The sequence below is a fragment of the Nonomuraea sp. bgisy101 genome (assembly GCF_057708945.1).
Map to the genome: position 1 here is coordinate 280,331 of NZ_JBYITD010000009.1, position 20,342 is coordinate 300,672.

A 20,342-nucleotide genomic window follows, 5' to 3' on the forward strand; every position below is an offset into this window, starting at 1 on the left:
CCCGAACGAGCGCGTCCCGAACGAGCGCGTCCCGAACGAGCGCGTCACGCTCGGACGGCTGCCGCCTGGGCGATCAGCCGGGCGGCCTGCCGTACCTCGTGCTCGCTGCTCCAACGGCCCAGTGACAGGCGCAGCGCCGCGAGCGCCCGCTCCGCGGGCAGCCCCATGGCCAGCAGCACAGGCGAGGGGGCGTCGACCCCTTCGTGGCAGGCCGAGCCGGTGGCGGCGGCGATCTCGGGGACGGCGGCCAGCAGCACCCGGCCGCCGGTGCCGTCGATGCTCACGTTGAGGGTGCCGGGCAGGCGCTCGCTCGGATGACCGTTGAGCCGGACCCGTCCGGGCAGCGCGGCCTCCAGTTCGGCCCGCAGCAGGTCGCGCAGAGCGGCCAGCCGTTCGGCGCTGCCGGGCAGCTCACGACCCGCGATCTCGGCTGCCTGTCCCAGGGCGGCGATGAAGGCCACGTTCTCCGTGCCGGGCCGCACTCCGCCCTCCTGCCCGCCGCCGTGGATGACCGGGCGGAGCGCGGTACCGGAACGGACGTAGAGGGCGCCGACCCCCTTGGGCGCGTACATCTTGTGGCCGACCACGGTCAGCAGGTCCACTCCCAGCGCGGCCACGTCGATGGCGACCTTCCCGACGGCCTGCGCGGCGTCGGTGTGGAACAGCGCCCCGCCGGCGTGGGCGACGGCGGCCAGCTCGGCGATCGGCTGCAGGGTGCCGGTCTCGCTGTTGCCGTAGGCGATCGACACCAGCGCGGTCGGCTGTTCGCGGACGGCGGCCCGCAGGTCGTCAGGGTCGAGCCTGCCGTGCCCGTCCACCGGCAGCAGCGTGACGGCGAAGCCGTCCGCCCGCAGGCTGTCGAAGGAGCGCAGCACGGCCGGGTGTTCGGTGGCCAGCGTGATGACGTGCCGCGCTCGGGAGCCGAGGGCCGCGCCCCGGATGGCCAGGGTGTCCGCCTCGGACCCGCCGCCGGTGAAGACGATCTCCTCGGCGGCGGCGCCGAGCAGTCGCGCCAGCTGCCCGCGGGCGCGGTCGAGGGCCTCGCGGGGCGCGGCGGCGTAGCGGTGGCCGCTGGAGGGGTTGCCGAAATGCGTCGTCAGGTACGGCAGCGCCGCCTCCAGCGCCTCGGGGTCGACCGGGGTGGTGGCGTTGTAGTCCAGGTAGATGGGCCCGCCGGCGAGCGCGGGATGCGTCATGGCATGCTCCTCGGGAGAGTCTCGCGATGCGGGCCACGGCCTGCGGGCAGGAACCGCCCTGAAGATCGTTCCGGTAGCCGAACGTACCAGGCCGCCCCGCCCGTCGCGCGGGGCCGGTACCAGGCCATCGCCGGCCCCGCGTGCAGGAGCGCTCCCGCCGGAGGCGGCTCAGCTCGGTGCCATGCGCCGCAGGATCCGTGTGATCCACGGAGGGCAGGCGGGATCGGCCTCGGCCTCGGCGGCCGTCGTCCAGACCAGTCCCGCGACCTCGTCGGGGGAGGCGGCCGAGGGCCTGGCTTCGTCCGGCATGGGGCCGGTGAACGCCACGTTGATCACCGGGTCGCCGTCGTCCGTCACGAAGAACGCGCTCTCGACGTAGGTCAGCCCGGCACCGTCCACATCGACGCCGATCTCCTCGGCCACCTCCCTGCGCGCGGTCTCCTCCAGCACGTCGAGCCCGGCGCCGCGGGTCTGGACGTCGATCTCGACCTTGCCGCCGACCCCGGCGAGCACACCGGGCGCGTGGGACTCCTTCTCGCCCCGCCTGATGAGCAGCCAGCGGCCCTCCCGCTCCAGGAAGACCTCGACGTTGACGACGAAGGCGGGCCGACCGGCCCTGGTGGTGTGAGGCGCGGGTGTGATCGTCATGCCCGGACACTCTACGCACTCCGCTGACCTGGTCGCCGACCGAGATGGGCGCCTGCCACGCGCTGGTCGTGCCCCTGACGTTCGGGTCCCTCGACGGCATGCCGGCCGGGTGGCTCATCAGGGGTGCGCCCGAGGCCGAGGCGCTGTCCCTGCAGTTCAGGACGGCGTGGACACGTTTCGCCAGGACGGGCGAGCCCGGCTGGCCCGCCTACGAGCCGGTGGCGGCGACGACACACCTGTTCGACGTGGAACCGTCCGACGTCGGCGACCCCGAGGCGGCCTCGCGGGCGCTGTGGTCGGAGCGCGGCTTCCCCGTGTTCGAGCCCTAGAGGCCACGGTCGGTACCGATCCCGCGCAACAGGGTGTCGACCAGGCGGGTGGCCATCGCGTCGGGATCGCCTCCGGGCTCGGCGGCCGACTCGTGGATCAGCGCGTAGTAGACGCGCCTGGCCCACTCGAGGTCGACCTCCGGCCTGATCAGCCCCGTCGCCGCGGCCCTGGACAGCAGCCTCGCACAGGTCGCGGCGACCTCGGCGTGGATGCGGGCGACCTCGGGGTCGCCGTCCTGGGCGCGGCTCATCGCGAAGCCCCAGTCGATCTTCACGCGCAGCACGTTGGCGGTCACCTGATAGAGGGCGACCAGCGGTGGCGTGCCGTCGGGGTTGGCCGCGGCGACGGCCTCGGCGAACCGCCGCGCCGCCCACGCGGCCATGGCCTCGACCAGCGCGTCCCTGGACGAGAAGCGCCGGTGGACGGTCGTCCGCGCCACACCCGCCGCCTCCGCGATCTGCTCCATGCTCGCCGCCGGGTTCCTCGACAGGACCCGCTCAGCCGCTTCGAGGATCGTCATGACGGTGCGCTCCGCGTCGGACCGCAGTGGCTTGCCCATGCGCGAGACACTACACGATCGTTCGTATTACGACTGAACTTGCATCATTAATGTTGCAAGTTCTATGTTGATGGCATCGCTTCTGACGCAGATCTGAAGGGCTCGTCATGGACATGGAACTCAAGGGCAAGACCGCCGTCGTCACCGGCGCGAGCAGGGGCATCGGGCTCGCGACCGTCTCCGCGCTCACCCGGGAGGGCGTGCGCGTCGTCGCGGCGGCGCGGACCGTGCCGCCCGCGCTGCGGGAGACGGGCGCCACGCCGATCGCCGTCGACCTGTCGACCGCCGAAGGACCCACCGAGCTCATCGCCCGCGCGACGGACGAGCTGGGCGAGATCGACGTGCTCGTCAACAACGTCGGCGGCGGCGACACCGGAGGGCGGGTCGCCGGATTCCTCGGCTTCGACGACGCCGACTGGCTGGCCGCCCACTCACTGAACTTCCTGGCCGCGGTCCGCACCACCCGTGCCGCCATGCCCAGCCTGCTCCGGCGGGGTGGGACGATCGTGAACATCTCCTCCAACGGCGCCCGCATGCCCCACGCGGGGCCCGTCACCTACACCACCGCGAAGGCGGCGCTCACCGCGTTCGGCAAGGCCATCGCCGAGGAGTTCGGGCCGCAGGGCGTGCGGGTCAACACCGTCTCCCCCGGCCCGGTGCGCACCGCTCTCTGGGAGGACCCCGAGGGGTACGGCGCGGCGCTGGCGGCCTCGATGGACGTGACGCTGGAGCAGCTGCTGGCCGGGCTGCCGGGGGCGGCGGGGATGACCACGGGCCGCCTGATCGAGCCCGCCGAGGTGGCCGCGCTGGTGACCTACCTCGCCTCGCCGCTCGCGTCCAGCGTCAACGGCGCCGACTTCGTCATCGACGGCGGTGCCATCAAGACCGTCTGACACCTGCCCACGGGAACACCGCCCCGACCACCATGCCTCTCCGTGTCGAGGGGCGGGGTCGATCGGGCCGGGTCGAGGCGATGGAGCAGGCTCCCGGTGGGGGGTGGGGCGAGCCTCCGGCCGCCGGGTCGGGCGGATGGCGACCGGAGCCGGGGATGGGGCGGGTCGGGGGCTGCCGAGGCCGGTGGCTGAGGGTTGTCTCAGGTTGCGGCGCGCGGGTGAACATATCGCGATATATCGTGCTAGGCGGGAACATGTGAGCCTCCGGGCGCGGTTGTCCGGAGGGATCGACTTGGGGAGTGTGAGCGATGGCGGCGATGCGCACGGTACGGCGACTGATCGCTGGTGGGGTGGCGCTGGCGGCGGCGGGGTGGGCGTTGCGTGACGTGCCCGCGGAGCTGGGTGTGCGCCCGTTGACCTCGGGCGAGGACAGGGCGAGCAGGATCCGCCGTTCGCCGCAGTTCAGGGACGGCGCCTTCGTCAACCCCATGCCCGAGCAGACCCGGGTGGGCGCGCCCTCCCCCGCGCTGCTGCGCGAGCTGATGAAGGACCGCGAGTCGCGCAGGCCCGCCGGCCCGATCCCGTTGCGCACGCCCGCGGCCGGTGACCTGTCGCCCACCGGGTTGAACGTCGTCTGGTACGGCCACGCCTCCACCCTCGTGGAGATCGAGGGCAGGCGGGTGCTGTTCGACCCGGTGTGGAGCGGCCGGGTCTCCCCCACGCCGTTCGTGGGCCCGCTGCGGCACCACCCGGTTCCCGTGGCCATCGAGGAGGTGCCGAAGCTCGACGCCATCGTCATCTCGCACGACCACTACGACCACCTCGACCTGTCGACGGTGCGCAGGCTCACCCGCATCTCCAAGGCGCCCTTCCTGGTGCCGCTGGGCATCGGCGCGCACCTGGAGCGCTGGGGCGTGCCGCTGTACCGGATCATCGAACTGGACTGGGAGGAGGAGGCGAACGTCGCGGGCCTGCGGTTCGTCTCCACGGCCGCCCGCCACTTCTCGGGCCGCTCGCTGACGCGCAACGACACGCTGTGGGGCTCGTGGGTCGTCGCGGGGAGCCGCAGGAAGGTCTTCTACGCGGGCGACTCCGGCTACTTCGAGGGGTACGCGAAGATCGGCGCCGACCACGGCCCGTTCGACCTGACGCTGATGCCGATCGGCGCCTACAGCCCTTCGTGGCCCGACATCCACATGAACCCGGAGGAGGCGGTGAACGCCCACGTCAATCTGGGCGGCTCGCTGCTGCTGCCGGTGCACTGGGCGACGTTCACCCTGGCCCTGCACCCGTGGTCGGAGCCGGTCGACAGGCTGTGGCGGGAGGCCAAGGCCCGCGATGTGAAGATCGTGGTGCCGCGCCCGGGCGAGCTCGTCGACACCGCCTCCGCCCCGGCGGTCGACGCCTGGTGGCAGGCCGTACAGTCGTAGACGTGAGCAACGTGGAGCCGAACCCGCAGGAGACGGTGTGCGCGGCGGGTGAGCCCGTTCGCGAGCTGGTGAAGGGGCACGAGGTCGCGCTGGGCGGGCCCCGCGCCATGACGGTGACGCGCACGCTGCCGGCGGTCGGGCGGCGGATGGTGGGCGCGTGGTGCTTCGTCGACCACTACGGTCCGGAGACGGCGCGGATGAGCGTCCCGCCGCACCCGCACACGGGTCTGCAGACCGTCACCTGGCTCGTGGCGGGCGAGGTGCTCCACCGCGACAGCGTCGGCAGCATCCAGCAGGTGCGCCCCGGCGAGCTCAACCTCATGACGGCGGGACGCGGCATCTCCCACGCGGAGGAGTCGCCGGAGACGGAGCTGCACGGCGTGCAGCTGTGGGTGGCGCTGCCGGAGGGGTCGCGCCAGGTGGCGCCGCACTTCGAGCACCACGGCGACCTTCCTGTGGTGCGCGGTCCCGGCCACGAGTCCACGGTCGTCATCGGCTCGTTCGGCGGCGCGACCTCGCCGGCGACGGCCTACACGCCGCTGGTGGGGGTTGAGGTGTCGCTCGACGGCGAGGCGGAGCTGCCGATCCGGCCGGAGTTCGAGCACGCCGCGCTGACGTTGAACGGCTCGCCGAGCGTCGACGGCGAGGAGCTGCCTGCCGGCCCGCTGCTCTACCTCGGTCTCGGCCGGTCGTCCCTGCGGGTGTCGGGCCGTGGCCGGCTCCTGCTGATCGGCGGCGTGCCGTTCGAGGAGGAGATCGTGATGTGGTGGAACTTCGTCGGCCGTACGCACGAGGAGATCGAGGCCTTCCGCAAGGAGTGGACGGAGGGCGCGCTCTTCGGCGAGGTCGCCGACTTCGACGGCGACCCGCTGCGCGCCCCCGCCCTCCCCACCGCGCGGCTCAAGCCCCGGGGCAGGGTCCGTTAGGCGTCACAGGGCCTCGAGCAGGCGGGCGACCTCGTCCTCCGTGTTGTAGTAGTGCACCGAGGCGCGCACGGCCGACTCGGGTGAGACGGTGTCGAAGCGCTGGTCGGGCTCGGTGGCGCTGACGTTGATGCCCTGCTCCCGCAGGCGCAGCATCAGCTCGCGGCTGTTCTGGCCGGCCATGGTGAACGTGACGATGCCCGAGCGCTTGGCGCCGCGGTCGTGGACGGTCACGCCCGGCTTCGCCTCCAGAGCCGAGCGCAGGCCGGCGGCCAGCTCGGACACCCTGGCCTCGATGGCGTCGACGCCGATCGACAGCGCGTAGTCGACGGCGGCACCGAGGCCGAGCTGGCCCGCGAAGTAGCGCTCCCACGTCTCGAACCTGACGGCGCTGTCGCGGATCTCGTAGGTGGAGGGCGTCGTCCAGCTGGCCGAGTGCAGGTCGAGGAAGGGCGGTTCGATCTCGTCCAGCACGCCGCGCCGTACGTAGAGGAAGCCGGTGCCGCGCGGGCCGCGCAGGAACTTGCGGCCGGTGGCGGAGAGCATGTCGCAGCCGAGCTCGTCGACGTCGAGGGCGATCTGGCCGGCGGACTGGCAGGCGTCGAGGAGGTAGAGCACGCCCGCGGCCCTGCACAGCCTGCCGACCTCGGCGGCGGGGCTGACCAGGCCGTTGTGGGTGGGCACGTGGTTGATGGCGACCAGCCGGACCCCGCCCTTGGCCAGCTCCGCCTCCAGGACGCCGAGGTCGATGGTGCCGTCGGCGTCGTCGGGGATCACCTCGACGTGCACGCCGCGCGAGCGGGCGACCTGCAGGAAGGCGATGCCGTTGCTGACGTACTCGCTCGTGGTGGTCAGGATCCTGTCGCCGGGCTGGAAGGGGACGCCGTAGAAGGCCATGTCCCAGGCGCGCGTGGCGTTCTCGATGTAGGCGATCTCGTCGCGGCGCGCGCCGAGCAGGGCGGCGACGGAGTCGTAGAAGCCTTCGAGCCGCTCGGCCGCGCGGTCCTTCGCCTCGTAGCCGCCGATGGTGGATTCGAGGTCGAAGTGGTCCCTGACGGTGTCGATGACGACACGAGGGGGCAGTGCCGCGCCGGCGTTGTTGAGATGGACCACTTTCGCGCAGCCGGGTGTATCGGCGCGCGCCTTTTCGATGTCGATCACACCACAAACGGTATCAATACACCGAAATATGCGGATGGTCATAGTGATTGGCCGTGGTGCCGCCCCGGTTGGACATCATCCGCCACGAACCGGTCCTGGCGTGCCAGATCCGCTGCCGGTAGATCACATACATGATGCCCAGCCGCTGGGAGTTCTTGATCGCCCAGGCGGCGATCTCGTTGCCCCTCTGCACCTCCGCGGCCGAGGGCATCGCGCCGCCCCGGCTCAGCATGAAGTCGCAGGCCCGGCCGAGCGGATGCTCGCCGCCGTCCTGGATCGCCCGGTAACACCCGATCCCGTACGGCACGGCGAACCGCTCCGCGATGAGCTTCTTGACCAGGCGCATCCTGGGCGTGATGTTGTCGGGGCCGGAGGGGAGTTGCGGCACCCACGACCCGTCGGGCCTGCGCACGCCCGGCGTCGGGTAGAGCAGGTCGATCCTGTCCTTGATCTTCTCGATGACCTTCTCGGCGTCCTTCTTCTGGGCCTCGAGCTCCTTGATGCGCTCGCCCAGCTCGTCGGCCCGCGCCTGCGCGTCGGTCTTGGCCTTGCGATGCTGGTCGCGCACCCGGGTGAACCCTTCGAGGCGTGCGCCCTGCTCCTCGCCGATCGCCCGCAGCGTGGCCATGCCGGCCAGGTCGACCTCGCCCAGCAGCGCGGGGACGACGCCGAGCCCGCCCGACATGTACTGCTCGGTGGCCATGAGGCGGAGCTGGGCCGACTCCCTGTCGTAGTCGGCCTGGGCGACCTTCAGACGCTCGCGGTCCGACTTCTCCGCCTTCTCGACCTTCTGCAGCTCACGGCGACTGCTGTAGTACTCGGCGATGAGCTTGTCGGAGTTCTTCTGCAGCTCGGAAAGCTCCTTCTTGAGCTGCTTGGCGCTCGGCTTGGGCTTGGCCAGGACCTCCGCGGCGGGCACGGTCATGGGCATGGTCACCGCCAGGCCCGCCGCGAGCAGGATGCGGAGCGGGGCGCGCCGCCGGTCGCCGGGGGCCGCAACCGCCACGCTTCTCCTTCGTCCGAGGGGCCGGCGCCAGGAGAGCGCCGTTCTGTCCGATGGACGATAGTAGAGGATTGATTGAAAAGTGCGACATTCGGGGACGGAGCTAGGGTCCCTGCCTCCTGCCCGAAGGGGCGCCGCCGCGCGTCCGGAGGCGGCGGGCCACGACCAGCCGGCGGCCGAGAAGCAGCACGCCCGGGAGCAGCGCGCCGGGGAAGGCGGCGCCGCCCAGCAGGCTGGAGCCGACCTTGACGCCGAGGTCCGCGCCGACCAGGCCGTCGCCCTCACCGCTCAGGAGCGGGACGTTGACGGAGACCGAGACCTCCGCGGACAGGATCGGCCCCCGGCCCGCGGACGGCGCACCTGGGCCGGGATCGCCAGGCCCCGGCTCTTCCTGGCCCGGGTCGCCGGGATCCGGATCACCGGGGTCCGGATCGCCCGGATCCGGCGCGGGGGTTCCCGGGGCGGGGGGTTCGGGGGCAGGGGTGTCGGCGGGGGGCGGCGTCGCCCGGGCGCGGGTCGGTCCGGGTTCCGGGGTGCGGGTGGGAGGCAGGGCGGGGGTGGTCCTCGTGGCGCTGGGCTCAGGGCTCGGCTGGTCGGCCACGGGCGGCGGCCGGGTGAAGGCGTTCGCCGGGTTCTGACGCGGCTCGGTCAGCCGTTCCGCTTCGCCCGGCCTGGTCGGCGCCAGAGAGGTCGGCGCCAGAGAGGTCGGCGCCGGCGAGGTCGGCTCCGCCGTCTCGGAGGGGAGGGCGGGCAGGGCGGCCGTCCTGGCCGGGCCCGGCTGCCGGGAGAGCGGCTCGGTCGGCGGGTCGCGCCAGATCGCGAAGGTGGCCAGCACCGCGGCGATCGTGGCCACGGTCACAGCCGCGGTCACGGCCAGCTTGCCCACGGGCGCGAGCGCGGTCTGCGCCAGCGTGCTCGAGGTCTCGGCGGCGGGCCCGGCGAGCGGGAAGAGCGCGGTGAACGGCAGGGTCAGCACCGCCAGGCCGGTCCTGCCCCGCTGCTGCCAGTCCTCGCCGTACGCCGCGGCCGCGGCCGTCTCCAACTCGGCGATGAACGCCTCAGCCGAGGCGGGCCGGGCGGCGGGATCCTTGGCCATGCCGTGCTCGACGAGGGCCCTGACCGGGTCGTCGACGTCCTCCAGCGGCGGGGACAGGTGCTGGTGCTGGTAGGCGAGGGCGGCCATGGTGGCGCCGTCGAAGGGGCGGCGTCCCGTGAGGCACTCGTAGAACACCACGGTCGCGGCGTAGACGTCGGTGGAGGGGCTGGCGGGGGCGTCGTCCCACTGCTCGGGCGCCATGTACGACGGGGTGCCCGCCGGCGGGCCCGGTTCGCCCGCGTGGGCGGCGACGCCGAAGTCGACGAGGCGGCTGTCGCCCTCCCCCGTGACGATCACGTTCTCCGGTTTGAAGTCGCGGTGCACGACGCCCGCGCGGTGCGCCTCGGCCAGGCCGAGCAGGGCGCCCTTCAGCACGGTCAGGGCAGCCTCGGGGCCGGTGGCGCCCTCGTGCGAGAGGAGGTGCCGCAGGGTCACGCCGTCGACCAGTTCCATGACGATGGCGGCGCCGTCCTCGCCTTCGACGTACTCCATGAGGCGGGCGATGTGCGGGCTGTCCAGGTCGGCGATCAGCGCGGCCTCGGTTCTGAAGCGCTGGATCAGGCCGGGATCCGACAGGTGTTTGATCGCGACGGGTAATCGGTCGGCGTCACGCAGGGCCAGCACGACGCGTCCTGCGCCCCCGTGGCCGAGCTCCCTGATCTCGGTGTAGCCAGGCACCCGCATATCGGGACGTTAACCTCACACCCCACTCGATGTCGAGATCCACTGTCGAACTATTCCCTGTAGTACTCTGTGGGACATAGCTTGCCATATACCTATAGGGGGTATAGGTTCCGGTGCGAGCAACTTGAAGAAGGAGTTTGGACATGTCGGAAACGCATGGGCACCACGAGCATCACGGTGATCATGGTCAGCACAGTGATCACGGTCATCACGGTGGTCACGGCGGCGGCGTTTCGTGGAGCATGGCCGCCACGGCGACGCTGCACTGCCTCACCGGATGCGCCATCGGCGAGGTCCTGGGCATGGTGATCGGCACCGCGCTCGGCTGGTCGAACGCGCCCACCATCGCCCTGGCGATCGCCCTCGCCTTCGTGTTCGGCTACCTGCTCACCATGATTCCCGTCCGGCGGGCCGGGCTGAGCTGGGGTCAGGCGCTGAAGGTGGCGCTGGCGGCCGACACGGTCTCGATCGTGGTGATGGAGATCGTGGACAACGGCGTCATGCTGATCATCCCCGGCGCGATGGACGCGGGGCTGACGTCAGGACTGTTCTGGGGCGCGCTGGCCGTGGCGTTCCTGGTGGCCTTCCTGGTGACCACGCCGATCAACAAGTGGCTCATCGGCAAGGGCAAGGGCCACGCGGTGGTGCACGCCTACCACTGAGCCTCCGCCCGTCAGGCTGCCGCCCTGGTGGCGGCCAGCAGCCTGCGGACGTTCACGGCGGCGGTACGGCCCGCGCGGTTGGCGCCGACCGTGCTGGCCGACGGCCCGTAGCCGACCAGTTGCAGGCGTGGCTCGGCCATCGCCTGGGTGCCGTCGACCTGGATACCTCCGCCGGGTGTGCGCAGGCGGAGCGGGGCCAGATGGTCGAGCGCCGAGCGGAAGCCTGTCGCCCACACGATCGTGTCGGCCGCCTCGAACCGGCCGTCGCCCCACGCGACGCCGCCCGGCTCGATCCGGGCGAACATCGGCAGCCGGTGCAGCGTCCCCTTCTCCAGCGCCTCGAGCACGACGGGGGTGTAACCGAGACCTGTGACGCTGACGACGCTCTGCGGCGGCAGGCCCTGCCGTACCCGCTCCTCGACCATGGCCACCGCGTCCCTGCGCGCCTCCTCACCGAAGTCGTCGTCGCGCCAGACCGGCGGGCGGCGGGTGACCCACAGGGTGCCCGCCGCGACCCCGCCCAGCTCGGACAGCACGTGCATCGCCGAGGCGCCGCCGCCCACCACGACCACCCTGCGCCCGGCGATCTCGGCAGGCCCCCTGTAGGCCGCGTAGTGGAGCTGCCTTCCCAGGAAGCCCGACGACCCCGGATAGTAGGGCCAGTAGGGACGCGTCCACGTGCCGGTGGCGTTGACGACCGCTCTGGCCGCCCACTCCCCCGCGTCGGAGGCGACCACGAGCCTGCCGTCGCCGCGCGTCACCGCTCTCACCTGGACGGGGCGGACGATGCGCAGCCCGACCTCCCGCTCGTAGGTCCCGTAGTACTCGGGGACGGCCAGCGCGGCGGGCGCCAGGCCGTCGGCGGAGGGCTCCCTGTGGACGCCGGGCAGGTCGAAGATGCCGTGGACCTTGTCCATGGTCAGCGAGGGCGACCTGTGCCGCCACGCCCCTCCCGGACCCTCCGCGGCGTCGAGCACCACGGGATCCAGGCCGAAGCGGTTCAGGAAGTAGGCGCTGGACAGACCCGCCTGCCCCGCCCCGATCACCACGACGTCAGTTTCGTTCACGTTCATGACCAACCACGCGCGCGCCTCGGCCCTTCCCGCGTCCCCTTCTCTCCAGCAGGACGCGCATCTACGATCACGGCAGATCGTCCATGCCCCCGCCTCGGAGTAGTCATCTGGCCTGACGGAGCCGCCGCATGCCCTCCCGCTTAGCCGCCCTCACCGCCGCCGCCCTCCTGCTCCTCGGAACGGGCACCGCCGCGAGCGCGGGCCCGCAGACCGGCTGGGTCGCCAGTTGGGGCGCCTCGCCCGCCTCCGGCGTCCCGAACACCGACAACGGCTATCCGAACCACTCCATCCGCAACGTCGTCCACCTCAGCCTCGGCGGGACGGCGGTGCGCGTGCACCTGTCGAACGCCTTCGGCAGATCACCGCTCGTCATCGGCGCCGCGACGGTGGCGCTGGGACGCGGCTCGACCAGCGCCGACGCCGTCTCCGGCACGGTCAGCGAGCTGACCTTCGGCCGTGAACCCTCGATCACGATTCCCGCGGGCGCGGAGGCGGTCAGCGATCCGGTGCAGATGCGGGTGCCCGACGAGGCCGACCTGCTCGTCACGACGTTCGTCCCCACGCCTTCAGGGCCCGTGACCTACCATCCCGCGGCCCAGCAGACCTCCTTCTACGCCACCGACGGCGACCACACCGCGGAGGAGTCGGGTGCGGCCTTCCCGCTGGCGACGTCCGCGTGGCACTACGTCACGGGCGTGGACGTGCGGGCTCCGGCGGCCAGGGGTGCCGTGGTCGCGCTCGGCGACTCCATCACCGACGGCATCCACTCCACGCCCAACGCCAACCGGCGCTGGCCCGACTTCCTCGCCGACCGCATCATGGCCCAGCCCGCCGGCAGGCGGATGGGGGTGCTCAACGCGGGCATCAGCGCCAACCGGCTGCTGCTCGACGGCGGCGGCCCGCTCGGCGGCAGCGCGGTGAGCGCCGGCGTCAACGCGCTGGCCAGACTCGACCGCGACGTGCTCTCCCGGCCTGGGGCGACGACCGTGATCGTGCTCCTGGGCATCAACGACATCCAGCAGACACCCCACCGGACCGACCCCGCGCCGATCGTCGCGGCGCTCCGGCAGATCATCGAGCAGGCGCACGCGCGTGACTTCACGGTCGTCGGCGGGACGCTCACGCCCTTCAAGGGGTGGCGGGTCCACAACGAGACCCTCGAGTCGGTACGGCAGAGCGTCAACGCCTTCATCAGGAGCGGCGCCTTCGACGCGGTGGCCGACTTCGACGCCGCGCTGGCCGATCCGGCCGACCCGTTGCGGATGTGGCCGTCCTACGACAGCGGCGACCACCTGCACCCGAGCGACGCCGGCTACGAGGCGATGGCCAACGCCGTCCCCCTCGCCGCCCTCGGCCACTAGCCCGACCGGCCGCGAGCAGGGAGTCTCCGCCTCCTCGAGGCGTGCGGCCGGAGGAGGCGAGAGGGCGTGGCAGGCCGGGACGTCAGACGAGCGTGACGCGGTCCAGGTCGGGAGCGTAGGCAGCGTTGTTGAAGAACCGCAGCGTGTTCGTCCCTGCGTCGAGCGGTTGCCCAGGCGCCCAAGCCGTGGAAGTCGTTCACCGGCCGGGCTCCTCATCATGAACGAGCAGCCGGCCAGGGTCACCCGTCCTTCCTGAGCGCGGCGCGGCCCTCGGCGGCGCCGACGAACCGCATCTTGCCGAGAGGCACATCCGCGGGCTCGGGCGCGGCCCTCCTGCTGGTCCTGCCCGCGTCGCGGTCGGTGGGCAGCACGTAGGGCCGCCTGAGCACCTCGTCCAGGATGAACACCGTCTCGGTGGCCTTCACCGCCGGGATGTTCGCCATCCGCTCGGTCACCAACCGGTGCACCTCCGCCACGTCGGACACCCGCACCTGGATCATCGCGTCGTGCTGCCCGGTGGTGATCGCGCAGTACTCCACTTCGGGCATCCGCGCCAGCTCGGCCCTGAACTGCTTCCACATCTGCTGCCGCACGGTCACGAAGACCAGCGCGGTGATGCCGAGGCCCGCGCGCAGGTGGTCGATCTCGGCGGTGAAGCGCTTGATGGCGCCGTCGGCGCGCAGCGCCTCGAAGCGGGTGTAGGCGTTCGCCCGCGAGATGCCCACCCGTTCGGCCAACGCGGCGACCGAGATCCTGCCGTTCTCCCTCAGGACCTCGAGGATCTTCATGTGGGTGGCGTCGAGATCAAGCCCGATACCGATCCGTCCAGTCGAATCCCCAAGCCTCCCGCTATTTCCAGACATTTCACTCATCGTGCGACCAATCCCTTCAGATCTATCTCACTCACCTGACATGAGCTGGACATTCTGCCGCACAATCCTCGACCAACCCCAACCACCCGTCCAGCTTCGGAGGACACCCCATGGCGACCCGCTCTCAGACGGCAGCATTGCTGGTCGTCGGTGCTCTCGCGCTCGCCGCCTGCTCCGCCGGCGGCGTCAAGTCGTCGGCCGCCCCGCAGTCCGGCGCCAAGACCCTCGTCATCGACACGTCCTTCGACCTGAAGACCGCCGACCCCGGGCGCACCTACGAGCCGACCGGCCTGTTCGTCGGTAAGGCCGTCTACGAGACGCTCCTGACCTTCGACGGCTCCGACGTGACCAAGCCGGTGCCCGCGCTGGCCGAGTCCTACACGCTCTCCGACGACGGCAAGGTGCTGACGCTCAAGCTCAAGCAGGGCGCCACGTTCGCCGACGGCTCGCCCGTGACGGCCGACGACGTGGTCTTCTCGCTGACCAGGGTGCGCGACATGAAGGGCACCCCCTCGTTCCTGCTCGACGGGGTCGAGGTGGCCAAGACCGACGACTCGACGATCACGCTGACCTCGAAGTCGCCCAACCCCGCCCTGCCGTACATCCTGCCCAACCCCGCCCTCGGCGTGCTCAACAGCAAGGTCGCCAAGGAGCACGGGGCGACCACGGACAGCGGCGACAAGGCCGAGCAGTACCTCAACTCGGCCTCGGCGGGGTCGGGTCCGTACACGATCGAGTCGTTCAACCTGACCAGCCAGGTCGTGCTCAAGGCGAACCCGAAGTACTACGGGACCAAGCCCTCCTACGACCGGGTGGTCATCCGCAACGTCGAGGCGGCCACGCAGAAGCTGAACATCCAGCGCGGTGACAGCCAGGTGGCGCTCAACCTGTCGGGCGACCAGGTGACCGGCATGCCCTCGACGCTGCAGGTGAAGAAGACGGCCTCGGCGAACGTCATCTTCCTGCTGGCCAACCAGGACTCCGCGGTCAGTAAGGCCACGCCGAACGCCAAGTTCGTCGAGGCGCTGCGCAAGGGCGTCGACTACGCGGGGCTGCTGGAGCTGGCCGGTGAGGGCTCGACGCAGGCGCCGGGCATCATCCCCTCGCAGCTGCTCGGTGCGCTGCCCGCCGACCAGGCGGCCAAGCGCGACGTCGAGGGCGCCAAGGCGGCGCTGGCGGCCAGCGGGGTGTCGAACCCGACGGTGAAGCTCGAGTACCCGAGCGAGCTGACCGTCAACGGCCTGTCGTTCCAGCCGCTGGCCGAGCGCATCCAGGCGAACCTGAAGGAGGTCGGGATCACCGTCGACCTCGCGCCCGCGCCCGTCACGACCGCGCTGGACAACTACCGCAACGGCAAGGAGGAGCTGGGCCTGTGGTACTGGGGCCCGGACTACCCGGACCCGAGCGACTACCTGGCCTTCCTGCCCGGCAAGCTCGTCGGCCTGCGGGCCGGATGGAAGGACGGCGCGGCCAAGGACATCTCCGCCGCCGGTGACAAGGCGGCGACGGCGATCGGCGACGAGGCGCGCAAGGCCGCCTACGCCGAGGTTCAGCAGAAGCTGAACGAGGGCGGGCCTTTCATCCCGCTCATCCAGCCGAGCCAGAACATCGTGACCGCGGCGTCGGTGAGCGGCCTGGAGTACCACCCGGTCTGGACGGTCGACGTGGCCGACCTCACCGCCAAGTAGGCCCCCGAGATGACCGTCTCCGGCGCGGACGCCCCCGGAGCCGCTCCCGCCGCCGCCCCGCGCGGCGGCCGGGGGCGGGTCCGCCGGCATCCGCTGGCGCGCTTCCTCCTGCGCAGGGTGCTCATCGCGATCCTCCTGGCCTGGGGGATCACGCTGGTCACCTTCGTCCTGACCAACCTGGTACCGGGTGACCCCGCCGCCGCCAACCTGGGCCAGCGCGCCCTCGGCGATCCTGCGATCGTGGCCCAGTGGCGTCAGGAGCACGGGCTGGACAAGCCGCTGCCCCAGCAGTACCTCATCCACCTGCAGGGACTGCTGCAGGGGGATCTCGGCACCAGCCAGCAGAGCCACCGCCCGGTCAGCCAGGACCTCGCCGAGACCGTGCCCGCCACCCTGGAGCTCGCGGGCGCGGCGATCCTGGTGTCGCTGGTCCTGGGTGTGGCGTTCGGCGTGGTGGCGGCGCTGCGCAGGGACCGGCTGACGGACCACGCGCTGCGGGTGCTGAGCCTGATCGGCATCTCGGTGCCGACGTTCTGGCTGGCGCTGGTGGCCTTCTACGTGTTCTTCTACCGCCTCCAGCTCACTCCGGGCAGCGGGCGCATCGACCCGGGGCTGACCGCGCCGCCGCCCGTCACGGGCCTGTCGACGGTCGACTCCGCCCTGGCGGGACAGTGGGACGTCTTCGCCAGCGCCGTCGGCCACCTCCTCACTCCCGCGCTGGTGCTCGCCCTCTACACGATCGGCCTGCTCACCCGCTTCACCAGGAGCGCGGTTCTGGAGGTGCTGGGCCAGGACTACGTCCGCGCGGCCAGGGCCAAGGGCCTGCCCGGCAGGGTCATCCTGTTCAGGTACGTGCTGCGCTCGGCGCTGGTACCGATCATCACGGTGGCCGGCCTGGCGTTCGGCAGCCTGCTGTCGGGGACCGTGCTGGTCGAGGCGATCTTCGCCTGGCCCGGCGTCGGGCAGTACGCCTACAAGAGCGCCACCACTCTCGACCTGCCCGCCGTCATGGGCGTGGGCCTCGTCGTCGGCGGCGTCTACCTGGTGATCAATCTGATCGTGGACGTGCTGTACGGCGTCATCGACCCCCGAGTGAGACTGCAGTGACACGACGACTCCCCGAAGCCTGGCGGCAGCCCCTCGCCATCGTCGGCGGGGCGGTCGCGATCGCCTGGCTGGTGATCGCGCTGGCCGCCCCGTGGCTGGCCCCGCACGACCCCCTGGCGCAGGACCTGCCCAGGCTCGCCGCTCCCGGCCCTGGCCACTGGTTCGGCACCGACCAGCTCGGCCGCGACATCCTCAGCAGGGTCCTGTACGGCGCGCGGGTCTCGATCCCGCTGACGCTGATGCTGGTGGCCCTCTCGGTCCTGGTCGGCGGCCTGCTCGGCGCCTGCGCCGGATATTTCGGCCGGTGGGTGGACGAGACGATCATGCGGGTGGCTGACCTCGTGTTCGCCTTCCCCACGGTCATCCTGGCCATGGTCGTGGCCGCGGCCCTGGGCGCGAGCCTGGCGAACGCGGTACTGGCCGTCCTGGTGGTGGCCTGGCCCGCCTACGCCCGCGTCACCCGGGGCCTGGTGCTGGGGGTGCGCGAGCGGGAGTTCGTGCTGAGCGGCAGGCTGCTCGGCTTCTCGGTGTGGCGCTCGCTGCGCGTCGACGTGCTGCCCAACGTCACGGGACCCGTGCTCGTCCTGGCCACCCTCGACATCGGCACCGCGCTGCTCCTGCTGTCCGGGCTGTCGTTCCTCGGCCTGGGCGCCAAGCCGCCCTCCCCCGAGTGGGGCGCGATGGTCGCGGGCGGCGTGGAGGTCTTCGACAGCTGGTGGGTGGCCACCTTCCCCGGCCTGGCGATCCTGACCGTCGTGCTGGCCTTCAACTTCCTCGGCGACACGCTGCGCGACGCTCTCGACCCGCGTACGGCCCGCGCCATCAAGGAGCGTGCCCTCTGATGCTGGACATCACCGATCTCAGGGTCGTCATCGGCGGCAGGGACGTCCTCGGCGGCGTCGACCTGTCGCTCCAGCAGGGCCAGGTGCACGGCCTCGCGGGCGAGAGCGGCTCCGGCAAGACCATGACGGGCCTGGCCGTACTCGGGCTGCTGCCGCACGGCGCCCGCGCCACGGGCACGATCGCGCTGGAGGGCAGGGACCTGCTCGGCCTGCCGCAGAAGGAGCTGAACAAGGTGCGCGGCGGCGAGGTCGCCATGGTCTTCCAGGACCCTGCCACGAGCCTGCACCCGATGCTGACGGTCGGCAGGCAGCTGACCGAGCACATGCGCCACCACCTGAAGCTCGGCCGCGCGCAGGCGCGAGAGAAGGCCGTCGAACTGCTCGGCAAGGTGCGCATCCCCGGCCCCTCCGAGGCGTTCGGCCGCTACCCGCACCAGTTCTCCGGCGGCATGCGGCAGCGCATCGCGATCGCCATCGCGCTGGCCTGCGAGCCCAAGGTGCTGATCGCCGACGAGCCGACGACCGCGCTCGACGTGACCGTGCAGGCGGGCATCCTGCGACTGCTGCGCGGGCTCTGCGACGATCTGGGGCTCGCCGTCCTGCTGGTCACGCACGACCTCGGGGTGATGTCGTCGGTGGCCGACCAGGTGAGCGTGATGAAGGACGGGCTGGTGGTGGAGACGGGCCCGCGCGCGGAGGTTCTCCGCTCGCCCGCCCACCCCTACACCCGTTCGCTCCTCGACTCGCTGCCCGACGCGCCCGCCCCCTTCGCGGCCGAGCCCGCCGACGGCGCCGCGGAGCGCAGCCAGGAAGATCGCCGAGCCGACGGGAAGAGCGCATGACGACGCTGGACATCCGCGACCTGGTGGTGGAGCACCGCTCGCCGGGACGGCCCGTGGTGCGGGCGGTGGCGGGCGCGAGCCTGACCGTCTCCCCCGGCGAGGTCGTCGGCCTGGTGGGCGAGTCGGGCTGCGGCAAGTCGACGCTGGCCCGCGCCGTCTGCGGGCTGCATCCCGCCGCCGAGGGTGAGATCACCTTCGGCGGCCGCCAGGTGACCCCACTCGGCCTGCGCAGACGGGCGCTGACCGAGATCCAGATGGTCTTCCAGGACCCCTACGCCTCGCTGAACCCGCGCCGCCGCGTGGGCGACCAGATCGCCGACGGGCTGCGCACGGGGGGAGACACCACTTCGGCCCCGGCCGACCTGCTGGAGCGCGTCGGCCTCCCGCGCGAGTTCGCCGGCAGGCACCCGCACGAGTTCTCCGGCGGGCAGCGGCAGCGCATCGCGATCGCCAGGGCCCTCGCGGCCAGGCCGCGGCTGCTGATCGGCGACGAGCCCATCTCCGCTCTGGACGCCTCCGCCCAGGCGCAGGTGGCCAGGCTGATGCGGGACCTGGCGGTCGACTCGGGCGCGGGGCTGCTGTTCATCAGCCACGACCTGTCGGTGGTACGGCTGATCGCCGACAGGATCGCGGTGATGTACCTGGGCAAGATCGTCGAGGTGGGTCCCACCGAGGAGGTGTGGGCCGACCCGCGCCACCCGTACACCCGGGCGCTGCTGGGCGCCATCCCCCAGCCCGACGGCCTCGGCGTCCTGCCTGCCGAGCTGCCCGGCGACGTCCCCGATCCCGCGGACCCGCCGCCCGGCTGCAGGTTCCACCCGCGCTGCCCGCACGTGATGGACGTGTGCAGGGTGAAGGAGCCCGACTTCGGCCCCGCCGCCTGCTGGCTGCACGCTCCCGAGTGATGAGGGAGCAGCTCGTCAGACAGGCGATGGCCGAGGCGGGGGTGGACGCGCTCGTGCTGCGCCCCTCCCCCGACTTCCGCTTCCTGGGCGGCATCGGTGAGGGCTTCCTCGTCGTCACGCGCGGCGGTCCTCCGGTCGAGACAGGCGACCCCGTCCCGCACATCCCGCGAGGGGCGCGCAGGGTGGGCGTGGACGACGAGATGCGGGTCTCCGAGCTGTTCGGCATGAGGATCGACGCCGAGCTCATCCCTGCCTCGGCGGTGCTGCGCGACCTGCGGCTCAGGAAGTCGGCGCAGGAGGTCGAGGCCGTGGGGCGGGCCGCCGCGGCGGCCGACTCGGTCATGGCGGCCGCGCGCGAGCTGGCCTGGTTCGGGGCCAGCGAACAGGAGATGGCGCGCAGGCTGCGGGTGCTGCTGATCGAGTCGGGCTGCGAGGAGGTCGTGTCGGTGCGGGTGTCCGCCGGCGAGCACACCGCGGCGAAGGAGCACCGGCCCACCGGCCGGATCATCAACCCGGGCGACGCGCTGCAGGTCGCGGTGTGCGGCAGATGGGACGGCCTGTGCGCGGAGGTGGCCAGGGCGTTCGCCGTGGCCGAGCCGCCCGAGGACTTCGAGGCGATGCTGTCGGTGGTGCTCGCCGCGCGAACCGCCGCACTCGACTCGGTACGGCCGGGCGCCCCCGCCGAACAGATAGCCGCCCGTGCCCGCCAGGTGATCGAGGACAGCGGCTACGGCGGGTTCGCCGACGTCCACGGAAGGGGCGTCGGCTGGGGGCACGAGGAGGCACCCTCCCTGTCCGACGGCGATGCCCTGTCGGACGGGATGACGTTGTGCGTGGCACCGGCCATCTACCTGACGGGGCTGTTCGGCGCGCGGGTGGCCGACACCGTCGCCTGCGCCCCCGGCGGCGCCGTCCTGCTCAGCCCCAGCTCCCCCGCCCTCCACGTCCTGGACGCCTGAACGCCGGACCGCCCGCCGCCCGGCCGTCACCTGCCGGCGCGGCCGCCCCAGCCTGCCGGTCGCTCGCCTGCCGGTCGCTCACGTTCCGGTCCCTCACCTGGCGGTCGC

The 20,342-nt window shown here is 72.1% G+C and carries 20 protein-coding genes and 1 pseudogene; 12 read left to right on the forward strand and 9 right to left on the reverse strand.

Annotated elements, in window-relative coordinates; all coding sequences use genetic code 11:
* Positions 1-44: 44 nt before the first annotated feature.
* Positions 45-1,196 carry a cysteine desulfurase family protein gene (locus AC3EO4_RS19560; RefSeq protein WP_379582744.1) on the reverse strand — a complete coding sequence of 384 codons (1,152 nt, stop codon included), beginning with the start codon at positions 1,194-1,196 and terminating at the stop codon, positions 45-47.
* A gap of 168 nt (positions 1,197-1,364) precedes the next feature.
* Positions 1,365-1,844 (reverse strand): NUDIX hydrolase, encoded by a 480-nt coding sequence (locus AC3EO4_RS19565; protein ID WP_431896947.1) that lies wholly within the window; start codon positions 1,842-1,844, stop codon positions 1,365-1,367.
* 44 nt (positions 1,845-1,888) lie between these two features.
* On the opposite strand from AC3EO4_RS19565, the gene AC3EO4_RS19570 reads away from it, so the two are divergent.
* Entirely contained in the window at positions 1,889-2,173 is a 285-nt protein-coding gene (locus tag AC3EO4_RS19570; RefSeq protein WP_431896949.1) for a hypothetical protein, read from the forward strand.
* On the opposite strand, the gene AC3EO4_RS19575 is transcribed toward AC3EO4_RS19570, so the two are convergent.
* Positions 2,170-2,733 carry a TetR/AcrR family transcriptional regulator gene (locus AC3EO4_RS19575; RefSeq protein WP_379582739.1) on the reverse strand — a complete coding sequence of 188 codons (564 nt, stop codon included), beginning with the start codon at positions 2,731-2,733 and terminating at the stop codon, positions 2,170-2,172. The genes AC3EO4_RS19570 and AC3EO4_RS19575 overlap by 4 nt on opposite strands.
* Positions 2,734-2,840: 107 nt before the next feature.
* Between AC3EO4_RS19575 and AC3EO4_RS19580 the strand changes: the two genes are divergently transcribed.
* From AC3EO4_RS19580 to AC3EO4_RS19590, 3 genes are all read left to right on the forward strand, one after another.
* Positions 2,841-3,626, forward strand: a complete 786-nt coding sequence (locus tag AC3EO4_RS19580; RefSeq protein ID WP_431896950.1) for an SDR family oxidoreductase — start codon at positions 2,841-2,843, stop codon at positions 3,624-3,626.
* Between the two features lie 308 nt (positions 3,627-3,934).
* The gene (locus AC3EO4_RS19585) at positions 3,935-5,056 is read left to right on the forward strand and encodes an MBL fold metallo-hydrolase (RefSeq protein ID WP_431896952.1); all 1,122 of its coding nucleotides are present in this window, start codon (positions 3,935-3,937) and stop codon (positions 5,054-5,056) included.
* 2 nt (positions 5,057-5,058) lie between these two features.
* A complete protein-coding gene (locus tag AC3EO4_RS19590; RefSeq protein WP_431896953.1) occupies positions 5,059-5,982 on the forward strand; it encodes a pirin family protein in 924 nt (307 codons plus the stop codon).
* A 3-nt stretch (positions 5,983-5,985) separates the two neighbouring features.
* On the opposite strand, the gene AC3EO4_RS19595 is transcribed toward AC3EO4_RS19590, so the two are convergent.
* From AC3EO4_RS19595 to AC3EO4_RS19610, 4 genes and pseudogenes are all read right to left on the reverse strand, one after another.
* Positions 5,986-7,140: an aminotransferase class V-fold PLP-dependent enzyme gene (locus AC3EO4_RS19595; RefSeq protein WP_431896955.1), complete on the reverse strand. Its 1,155-nt coding sequence runs from the start codon at positions 7,138-7,140 to the stop codon at positions 5,986-5,988.
* Positions 7,141-7,153: 13 nt separating this feature from the next.
* Positions 7,154-8,146 (reverse strand): coiled-coil domain-containing protein, encoded by a 993-nt coding sequence (locus AC3EO4_RS19600; RefSeq protein ID WP_431896956.1) that lies wholly within the window; start codon positions 8,144-8,146, stop codon positions 7,154-7,156.
* Between the two features lie 575 nt (positions 8,147-8,721).
* Positions 8,722-9,150, reverse strand: a complete 429-nt coding sequence (locus AC3EO4_RS19605) for a pentapeptide repeat-containing protein (RefSeq protein WP_431896984.1) — start codon at positions 9,148-9,150, stop codon at positions 8,722-8,724.
* A gap of 59 nt (positions 9,151-9,209) precedes the next feature.
* A pseudogene (locus AC3EO4_RS19610) lies at positions 9,210-9,923 on the reverse strand (serine/threonine-protein kinase); the annotation flags it as partial.
* Positions 9,924-10,066: 143 nt separating this feature from the next.
* Between AC3EO4_RS19610 and AC3EO4_RS19615 the strand changes: the two are divergent.
* Complete coding sequence (locus AC3EO4_RS19615; RefSeq protein WP_379582725.1) at positions 10,067-10,585, forward strand: DUF4396 domain-containing protein; 519 nt, start codon at positions 10,067-10,069, stop codon at positions 10,583-10,585.
* 11 nt (positions 10,586-10,596) lie between these two features.
* On the opposite strand, the gene AC3EO4_RS19620 is transcribed toward AC3EO4_RS19615, so the two are convergent.
* Positions 10,597-11,658, reverse strand: a complete 1,062-nt coding sequence (locus AC3EO4_RS19620) for an FAD-dependent oxidoreductase (protein ID WP_431896958.1) — start codon at positions 11,656-11,658, stop codon at positions 10,597-10,599.
* 128 nt (positions 11,659-11,786) lie between these two features.
* Between AC3EO4_RS19620 and AC3EO4_RS19625 the strand changes: the two genes are divergently transcribed.
* Positions 11,787-13,019, forward strand: a complete 1,233-nt coding sequence (locus AC3EO4_RS19625; protein WP_431896959.1) for an SGNH/GDSL hydrolase family protein — start codon at positions 11,787-11,789, stop codon at positions 13,017-13,019.
* A gap of 239 nt (positions 13,020-13,258) precedes the next feature.
* On the opposite strand, the gene AC3EO4_RS19630 is transcribed toward AC3EO4_RS19625, so the two are convergent.
* Positions 13,259-13,891 (reverse strand): Lrp/AsnC family transcriptional regulator, encoded by a 633-nt coding sequence (locus AC3EO4_RS19630; protein WP_431896960.1) that lies wholly within the window; start codon positions 13,889-13,891, stop codon positions 13,259-13,261.
* A gap of 110 nt (positions 13,892-14,001) precedes the next feature.
* Here AC3EO4_RS19630 and AC3EO4_RS19635 point away from each other — a divergent pair, with 110 nt between their 5' ends.
* The 6 genes from AC3EO4_RS19635 to AC3EO4_RS19660 are packed head-to-tail and all read left to right on the forward strand — an operon-like array spanning position 14,002 to position 20,234.
* The gene (locus AC3EO4_RS19635; RefSeq protein ID WP_379582717.1) at positions 14,002-15,579 is read left to right on the forward strand and encodes an ABC transporter substrate-binding protein; all 1,578 of its coding nucleotides are present in this window, start codon (positions 14,002-14,004) and stop codon (positions 15,577-15,579) included.
* A gap of 9 nt (positions 15,580-15,588) precedes the next feature.
* Entirely contained in the window at positions 15,589-16,686 is a 1,098-nt protein-coding gene (locus tag AC3EO4_RS19640) for an ABC transporter permease (RefSeq protein ID WP_431896962.1), read from the forward strand.
* Positions 16,683-17,528 carry an ABC transporter permease gene (locus AC3EO4_RS19645; RefSeq protein ID WP_379582713.1) on the forward strand — a complete coding sequence of 282 codons (846 nt, stop codon included), beginning with the start codon at positions 16,683-16,685 and terminating at the stop codon, positions 17,526-17,528. Before AC3EO4_RS19640 ends, AC3EO4_RS19645 begins: the two co-directional genes overlap by 4 nt.
* Entirely contained in the window at positions 17,528-18,370 is an 843-nt protein-coding gene (locus AC3EO4_RS19650) for an ABC transporter ATP-binding protein (protein ID WP_431896964.1), read from the forward strand. Before AC3EO4_RS19645 ends, AC3EO4_RS19650 begins: the two co-directional genes overlap by 1 nt.
* Positions 18,367-19,275 carry an ABC transporter ATP-binding protein gene (locus AC3EO4_RS19655; RefSeq protein WP_379582708.1) on the forward strand — a complete coding sequence of 303 codons (909 nt, stop codon included), beginning with the start codon at positions 18,367-18,369 and terminating at the stop codon, positions 19,273-19,275. The genes AC3EO4_RS19650 and AC3EO4_RS19655 overlap by 4 nt, the downstream gene beginning before the upstream one ends.
* The gene (locus tag AC3EO4_RS19660; RefSeq protein ID WP_431896967.1) at positions 19,275-20,234 is read left to right on the forward strand and encodes a M24 family metallopeptidase; all 960 of its coding nucleotides are present in this window, start codon (positions 19,275-19,277) and stop codon (positions 20,232-20,234) included. The genes AC3EO4_RS19655 and AC3EO4_RS19660 overlap by 1 nt, the downstream gene beginning before the upstream one ends.
* Positions 20,235-20,342 lie beyond the last annotated feature (108 nt).

Excerpts from the sequence above, each read along its gene's own strand:
- AC3EO4_RS19575 (WP_379582739.1), bottom strand. The coding sequence starts at position 2,733 with ATGGGCAAGCCACTGCGGTCCGACGCGGAGCGCACCGTCATGACGATC.
- AC3EO4_RS19650 (WP_431896964.1), top strand. The coding sequence starts at position 17,528 with ATGCTGGACATCACCGATCTCAGGGTCGTCATCGGCGGCAGGGACGTC.
- AC3EO4_RS19640 (WP_431896962.1), top strand. The coding sequence starts at position 15,589 with ATGACCGTCTCCGGCGCGGACGCCCCCGGAGCCGCTCCCGCCGCCGCC.
- AC3EO4_RS19570 (WP_431896949.1), top strand. The coding sequence starts at position 1,889 with ATGGGCGCCTGCCACGCGCTGGTCGTGCCCCTGACGTTCGGGTCCCTC.
- AC3EO4_RS19655 (WP_379582708.1), top strand. The coding sequence starts at position 18,367 with ATGACGACGCTGGACATCCGCGACCTGGTGGTGGAGCACCGCTCGCCG.
- AC3EO4_RS19620 (WP_431896958.1), bottom strand. The coding sequence starts at position 11,658 with ATGAACGTGAACGAAACTGACGTCGTGGTGATCGGGGCGGGGCAGGCG.
- AC3EO4_RS19585 (WP_431896952.1), top strand. The coding sequence starts at position 3,935 with ATGGCGGCGATGCGCACGGTACGGCGACTGATCGCTGGTGGGGTGGCG.
- AC3EO4_RS19580 (WP_431896950.1), top strand. The coding sequence starts at position 2,841 with ATGGACATGGAACTCAAGGGCAAGACCGCCGTCGTCACCGGCGCGAGC.
- AC3EO4_RS19625 (WP_431896959.1), top strand. The coding sequence starts at position 11,787 with ATGCCCTCCCGCTTAGCCGCCCTCACCGCCGCCGCCCTCCTGCTCCTC.
- AC3EO4_RS19615 (WP_379582725.1), top strand. The coding sequence starts at position 10,067 with ATGTCGGAAACGCATGGGCACCACGAGCATCACGGTGATCATGGTCAG.
- AC3EO4_RS19560 (WP_379582744.1), bottom strand. The coding sequence starts at position 1,196 with ATGACGCATCCCGCGCTCGCCGGCGGGCCCATCTACCTGGACTACAAC.
- AC3EO4_RS19660 (WP_431896967.1), top strand. The coding sequence starts at position 19,275 with ATGAGGGAGCAGCTCGTCAGACAGGCGATGGCCGAGGCGGGGGTGGAC.
- AC3EO4_RS19565 (WP_431896947.1), bottom strand. The coding sequence starts at position 1,844 with ATGACGATCACACCCGCGCCTCACACCACCAGGGCCGGTCGGCCCGCC.
- AC3EO4_RS19635 (WP_379582717.1), top strand. The coding sequence starts at position 14,002 with ATGGCGACCCGCTCTCAGACGGCAGCATTGCTGGTCGTCGGTGCTCTC.
- AC3EO4_RS19630 (WP_431896960.1), bottom strand. The coding sequence starts at position 13,891 with ATGAGTGAAATGTCTGGAAATAGCGGGAGGCTTGGGGATTCGACTGGA.